Annotated in this window: 5 protein-coding genes; 4 read left to right on the top strand and 1 reads right to left on the bottom strand. The window is 72.5% G+C overall.

Annotation, left to right across the window (positions count from 1 at the left end; translation table 11 throughout):
• The 4 genes from ACRDP3_RS23505 to ACRDP3_RS23490 all read left to right on the top strand — a co-directional run.
• On the top strand, nt 1–274 hold a 274-nt coding region (locus ACRDP3_RS23505), incomplete at its 5' end, for a response regulator transcription factor (RefSeq protein ID WP_431518996.1).
• A 171-nt stretch (nt 275–445) separates the two neighbouring features.
• Nucleotides 446–1,729, top strand: coding sequence for an HRDC domain-containing protein (locus ACRDP3_RS23500; protein WP_431518995.1), 1,284 nt, complete (start codon nt 446–448; stop codon nt 1,727–1,729).
• Nucleotides 1,730–1,903: 174 nt separating this feature from the next.
• Nucleotides 1,904–3,127 (top strand): thiolase family protein, encoded by a 1,224-nt coding sequence (locus ACRDP3_RS23495; RefSeq protein ID WP_431518994.1) that lies wholly within the window; start codon nt 1,904–1,906, stop codon nt 3,125–3,127.
• The gene (locus ACRDP3_RS23490; protein ID WP_431518993.1) at nt 3,124–5,256 is read left to right on the top strand and encodes a 3-hydroxyacyl-CoA dehydrogenase NAD-binding domain-containing protein; all 2,133 of its coding nucleotides are present in this window, start codon (nt 3,124–3,126) and stop codon (nt 5,254–5,256) included. The genes ACRDP3_RS23495 and ACRDP3_RS23490 overlap by 4 nt, the downstream gene beginning before the upstream one ends.
• Nucleotides 5,257–5,335: 79 nt before the next feature.
• Here ACRDP3_RS23490 and ACRDP3_RS23485 read toward each other — a convergent pair.
• A partial coding sequence (locus tag ACRDP3_RS23485) for an ArnT family glycosyltransferase (RefSeq protein ID WP_431518992.1) occupies nt 5,336–6,801 on the bottom strand: 1,466 nt, incomplete at its 5' end.

The following is a 6,801-nucleotide window of genomic DNA, read 5'->3' as shown; positions in this document are numbered from 1 at the left end:
GCCCATCGGCGCGGCCGCCGCCCGCATGCATCGCCGCCCCGGCGGTGGCCCCGGCGGCCCCGGCCACCCCGGCGGCCAGCGTGAGCTGTCGGGACGGGAGGTCGAGGTGCTGCGGCTGGTTGCGGAGGGCCAGTCGAACAAGGCGATCGGCGTCTCGATGGGCCTCTCTGCGCTCACGGTCAAGAGCCACCTGGCCCGTATCGCCCGCAAGCTGGGCACCGGCGACCGCGCCGGCATGGTGGCGGTGGCCCTGCGTACCGGCATCATCCACTGATCTCAGGAATCGTGCGCGAGGCGCCCGCCGACGGAAGCTGATGTCGGCGGGCGCCTCGCGTGCGGGCTTCGGGCCGTGCCCACGGACTCCGCCGGGGCCGGAAGGTGGTACGCGCAACGACCTGCCCCGGCATTCGGACGGCCACACCGCACACGCGGATACTCTTGACCGGTGACCGACGCCCAAGAGACCGCCGCAGCGAACGCAACTCAGGCCCTTCCGCCCGAGGACCCCGGTCCTGCTCCGGTTCCGCTCCTCGCGCCCCGCGAGGGCATTCCGCCGGTGACCGCGGACGCGGCCGGGCTGGCCGAGGTCACCGCCGCCTTCGCCGCGGGTACGGGCCCGGTCGCCGTCGACGCCGAGCGGGCCTCCGGTTATCGCTACGGACAGCGGGCGTACCTCATCCAGCTGCGCCGCGAAGGCGCGGGCAGCGCGCTGATCGATCCGGTCGGCTGCCCCGACCTGTCCGGGCTGGGGGACGTGCTGGCCGATGCGGAGTGGGTGCTGCACGCCGCCTCCCAGGACCTGCCGTGCCTGCGCGAGATAGGCATGGTGCCGCGGCGGCTGTTCGACACCGAACTCGCCGGACGCCTGGCCGGGCACGCCCGGGTGGGCCTGGGCGCGATGGTCGAGAACGTGCTCGGCTACGCGCTGGAGAAGGGCCACTCCGCCGTGGACTGGTCGACCCGCCCGCTGCCGGAGCCCTGGCTCCGCTACGCGGCGCTCGACGTCGAGCTGCTGATCGACCTGCGGCACGAGCTGGAGGGGGAGCTGTACGGGCAGGGCAAGCTGGCGTGGGCGCGGCAGGAGTTCGACGCCATCGCGGCGGCGCCGCCCGCGCCGCCCCGTAAGGACCCCTGGCGGCGCACCTCCGGCATGCACAAGGTGCGCCGGCGCCGGCAGATGGCGGTCGTACGGGAGATGTGGACGGCCCGCGACGGCATCGCACAGAAGCGCGACGTCTCGCCCGGCAAGGTGCTGACGGACTCGGCGATCGTCGCCGCGGCGCTCGCGATGCCCGCGGACGCGCGGGCGCTGTCGGCGCTGCCGGGTTACGGACACCGGATGGGGCGCAAGCAGCTGGACCAGTGGCAGGCGGCGGTCGAACGGGCCAGGGCACTGCCGGAGTCCGCTCTCCCTCAGCAGAGTCAGGCGCCCAACGGCCCGCCTCCGCCACGCTCCTGGGCCGACAAGGACCCGGCCGCCGCGGCCCGGCTCACCGCCGCCCGCGCGGCGGTGACGAAGCGCGCCGAGGAACTGCGCCTGCCGCAGGAGAACCTGCTGACGCCGGACACGGTGCGGCGGGTGTGCTGGCAGCCGCCGCAGGTCCTGACGGAGCCGGAGGTCGGCTCGGCGCTGCGGGCGCTGGGTGCCCGCGCGTGGCAGATCGAGCAGACGGCGTCGCTGCTGACCGAGGCACTGAGCACCCCGGCTCCCGCCGACCCGGACGAGTAGGCGCTGCGACGCCGGCCGCGCGGGACCACTGCCCGCGACGCGGGCCACGCGCCCGCAATGTGACGTGTGCCCCTCCCCCGGGCCCGCTCTTGCCCCTCAGTTACCCATGGGTAGCATGGTTCCCGGGAAGCGCGCCGTCCGGCGTATCTGTACCGCACCTGGAGGAGAGCCAACGTGCCTCGTACCGCTAGGGACGTCGTCTTCGTCGACGGCGTCCGTACCCCGTTCGGCAAGGCGGGCCCCAAGGGCATCTATCACGAGACCCGGGCCGACGACCTGGTCGTGAAGTGCATCCGCGAACTGCTCCGCCGTAACCCGGACCTGCCTCCGGAGCGCATCGACGAGGTCGCCCTCGCCGCGACGACCCAGATCGGCGACCAGGGCCTCACCCTGGGCCGCACCGCCGGCATCCTCGCCGGGCTGCCGACGTCCGTGCCCGGCTACTCCATCGACCGGATGTGCGCGGGTGCGATGACCGCGGTGACCAGCACCGCCGGCTCCATCTCCTTCGGCGCCTACGACGTCGTCGTCGCGGGCGGCGTCGAGCACATGGGACGCCACCCGATGGGCGAGGGCGTCGACCCCAACCCGCGCTTCGTATCGGAGAAGCTGGTCGACCAGTCCGCGCTGTTCATGGGCATGACCGCGGAGAACCTGCACGACCGCTTCCCCCACCTGACCAAGCAGCGCTCCGACGAGTACGCGGTACACAGTCAGGAGAAGGCCGCCAAGGCCTACGCCAACGGCAAGATCCAGCAGGACCTGGTGCCGATCTCCGTCCGCCGCACCAGCGAGGAGGCCGGGGAGACCGGCTGGGGCCTGGCCACCCAGGACGAGCCGATGCGGCCGGGTACCACGCTGGAGATGCTCGGGGGCCTCAAGACGCCCTTCCGCGCACACGGCCGGGTCACCCCGGGCAACGCCGCGGGTCTCAACGACGGTGCTACGGCCTCGCTGATCGCCGCGGAGGACTTCGCCCGCGAGCTCGAACTGCCGGTCAGGATGCGGCTGGTGAGCTACTCCTTCGCCGGTGTCGAGCCCGAGGTGATGGGCATCGGCCCGGTGCCGGCCACCGAGAAGGCACTCGCCCAGGCCGGCCTGTCGATCGACGACATCGGTCTCTTCGAGATCAACGAGGCGTTCGCCGTGCAGGTCCTGGCCCTGCTCGACCACTACGGCATCGCCGACGACGACCCGCGCGTCAACCAGTACGGCGGCGCGATCGCCTACGGCCACCCGCTGGCCTCCTCCGGGGTCCGGCTGATGACGCAGCTGGCCCGGCAGTTCGAGGAGCAGCCGCACGTGCGGTACGGGCTGACGACCATGTGCGTCGGCTTCGGCATGGGCGGAACGGTCATCTGGGAGAACCCGCACTGGAGCGAAGGGGCAGGCAAGTGAGCACCAGCACCACCGAGCTGTTGAAGGGCGCCGCCGAGCTGTTCCCCGACGAGGTCGTGACCGAGGCGCACGTACGCCATCTCGACCTGCCGTTCGGGGCGGGCCGGTTCGCGCTCATCACGCTGGACAACGGCTTCGACCACACCAAGCCGACCACCTTCGGGCCCGCGTCGCTCGACAACCTCAACACCGCGCTCGACCAGGTCGAGAAGGAGGCGAAGGACGGCGAGATCGTCGGTGCCGGCGTCACCGGCAAGCCGTTCATCTTCGCCGTCGGCGCCGACCTCAAGGGCGTCGAGCTGCTCAAGCGGCACGAGGACGCCCTCGCCATCGGCCAGGGCGGGCACGCAGTCTTCCGGCGGCTGGCCGACCTGGGCGTGCCGACCTTCGCGTACTACAACGGTGCCGCGATGGGCGGCGGCGTCGAGGTGGGGCTGCACTGCACGTACCGCACCGTCTCGCAGGCCCTGCCGGCCTTCGCCCTGCCGGAGGTCTTCCTCGGCCTGGTACCGGGCTGGGGCGGCTGCGCGCTGCTGCCGAACCTGATCGGCGCCGACCGCGCGGTCTCCGTCATCATCGAGAACTCGCTCAACCAGAACAAGCAGCTCAAGGGCGCCCAGGTCTACGCACTGGGCATCGCCGACGCCCTGTTCGAAGGCGCCGACTTCCTGGAGGAGTCGCTGCGCTGGACCGCCGCGGTGCTCAAGGGCGAGATCGAGGTCGTGCGTCCCGAGGTCGACCGTGACGAGGCGTGGGACCAGGCCGTGGCACGCGGCAGGCAGATCGCCGACGGCAAGGTGCACGGGGCGGCCCCGGCCGCGTACCGCGCACTGGACATCATCGCCGCGGCCAAGAGCGGCGACCTGCGGGCCGGCTTCGAGGCGGAGGACCGTGCGCTGGCCGACCTGATCATGGGTGGTGAACTGCGCAGCGGCATCTACGCCTTCAACCTGGTGCAGAAGCGCGCCAAGCGCCCGGCGGGGGCCCCGGACAAGTCCCTCGCCCGCCCGGTCACCAAGGTCGGTGTGGTCGGTGCCGGGCTGATGGCCTCGCAGCTGGCGCTGCTCTTCGCCCGCCGCCTGGAGGTGCCGGTCGTGCTGACCGACATCGACCAGGAGCGGATCGACAAGGGCGTGGGCTACGTCCACGAGGAGATCGACAAGCTGCTGCTCAAGGGCCGCGTCAACCAGGACAAGGCCAACCGCCTCAAGGCCCTGGTGACCGGATCCCTGGACAAGGCCGTGGGCTTCGCCGACGCGGACTTCGTCATCGAGGCCGTCTTCGAGGAGATGTCGCTCAAGCAGAAGATCTTCGCGGAGGTCGAGGCGGTCGTGCCGGCGCACGCCCTCCTCGCCACCAACACCTCCTCGCTCTCGATCTCGGAAATGGCCTCCCAGCTGAAGCACCCCGAGCGGGTCGTCGGCTTCCACTTCTTCAACCCGGTCGCGATCCTGCCGCTGCTGGAGATCGTCCGGGCCGAGCGTACGGACGACGCGTCGCTGGCCACCGCCTTCGCCGTGGCCAAGTCGCTGAAGAAGACGGCCGTGCTCGTCAAGGACGCCCCGGCGTTCGTCGTCAACCGGGTGCTGACCCGATTCCTGGGCGAGGTGCTGCGCTCCATCGACGAGGGCACCCCGGTCGAGGTCGCCGACCGCGCGCTGGCGCCGCTGGGCCTGCCCATGTCGCCGATCGTGCTGCTGGAACTGGTCGGCCCCGCCGTCGCCCACCACGTCTCCGGCACCCTTAACGCCGCCTTCCCGGACCGCTTCGGCGTCTCGGAGAACCTCGGCCGCGTCGTCGAGGCGGGCAAGCGCAACCTGTACGTCTACGACTCCGGGAAGCCGGAGCTGGACCCGGAGGTCGACGCGCTGTTCGAGACGGGTGAGGTGGTGCTGAGCGAGGAGCAGGTACGCGACCGGGCACTGGACGCCATCGCCCAGGAGGTGCGCCTGATGCTCGACGAGGGCGTGGTCGCCGAGGCCCAGGACATCGACCTGTGCCTGATCACCGGCGCGGGCTGGCCCTTCCATCTGGGCGGGATCACCCCGTACCTGGACCGTGAGGGCGTCAGCGAGCGGGCCACCGGACGCCGGTTCCTTCAGCCGGGCGTCGCCAGCGTCCCGGCGTAACCGCACAGCGCGCCGAACGGCGCCTGTCCGCAAGCATGATGCGGGCAGGCGCCGTTCGCGTCGCGCGCCGGCGCCGGTATCAGGGCGCCCCGGCCCGCGAACGCACGTACAGCACCGCGCCGCCCACCGTGCCCACCCGCTCGTAGTGGCGGTCCAGATACGCGCGCAGCGTCGGAACGTGCCGCACGCCGTAGGGCTTGCCGCGGGAGTCGTCGACGACCAGGGCCGGTGGCCGGCGGCGCAGTTCCCCGCGGAAACAGCGCCAGGCGCCGTCCATCGCGTACCGCTCGCCCACCCGTACGCCGGCGCGCCCGCCGCTGAAGTTGGTGAGGAACCCGGCGGTGAGGTAGCGGGATGCGGGGGCGCGGCCGGCGAGCCAGTAGGTCTCCGGATGCATCCCCCACAGCAGCACCCGGTCGGTGGGCGCGGTGCGGGCACGGATCTCGGCCGCCAGCCGCTGCTGGTGGCCGAGTTCGTCGCGCGGTACGCACCAGGCCCAGGCCAGAAAACCGCTCGTGATCAGGGCGTTGAGAGCGACCACCGTGATCAGGGTGCGGGTGCGCAGGTGTGGCAGCGCCGCCGCGGTCAACAGGGCGAGCGCGGGGGTGAGCTGGAGGAAGTAGTGGCCGAAGAACTGGAAGCCCACGGTCACCGCCGCGGCCGAGGCGGCCAGCCACGCCCACACGTCCGCGGTCTGTCTCAGCGGATGGCGGGAGCGCAGTACGTACAGCAGCGCCAGCACCGGCGGGAGGCAGCCCAGGATCAGCAGACCGCAGTTGGCAAGGGCCCGCCCGAGTGCGTAGGCCCCGGCGCCGTCCACCGAGAGATAGCTGCCTGAGCCCGTCGCCGTCCAGTACACGAAGCGGCCGGCGCCGTAGGCGAGCGCGGTGCCGAGTACGGGCAGCGCCGCCGCGGCCGACACGCGCGCCAGCGCCCACCAGTCGGCCCGTGACTGCCACAGCAGCACGAGCACCGGCACGAGCACGGCGCCGCCGGTCTGTTTGGTGAGCACCGCTCCGGCCACGCCGAGCCCCGCCGCCGCCCAGCGGCCGCGGTCCGCGCACCACACGGCGAGGACCGTCCACGGCAGCATGAAGACCTCGAAGGTCGCGGCCTGGGTGTCCTCCGGTACGAGTCCGACGGAGAACAGCGGGTAGAGGATGCCCGCGATCCAGCCAGCGCGGTCGCCCCATCGGCGGCGGGCCAGCGACGCGAGCAGCACGGCCCCGGCCAGCACGGCCACGGCGGCGGCTACCTTCAGCGGCCACAGCGAACGGTCACCGAAGAGCGCGAAGGCGCCCCGGTAGAGCCAGGGCAGCAGCGGCGGCTTGCGGTCCACCACCGTCTCGTAGAGCGTCCCGCCGGCCGCCAACTGCCGTGCCTGGGTGGCGAGGAAGCCCTCGTCCGGGTTCCACAGCGGCCGGGTCAGCGACGGCAGCCGGGTCGCGCCGGTCAGCAGCGCCAGTACGGGCAGCAGCCACCGCCAGAAGGGGCCGCGCGGCGCCGTGGCGGCGACGGGAACGGCATGACCGCGCTGGCCGGGCA

Source organism: Streptomyces sp. (assembly GCF_050698815.1).
GTDB lineage: Bacteria > Actinomycetota > Actinomycetes > Streptomycetales > Streptomycetaceae > Streptomyces.
This window is presented reverse-complemented; position numbering and strand designations above follow the sequence as displayed.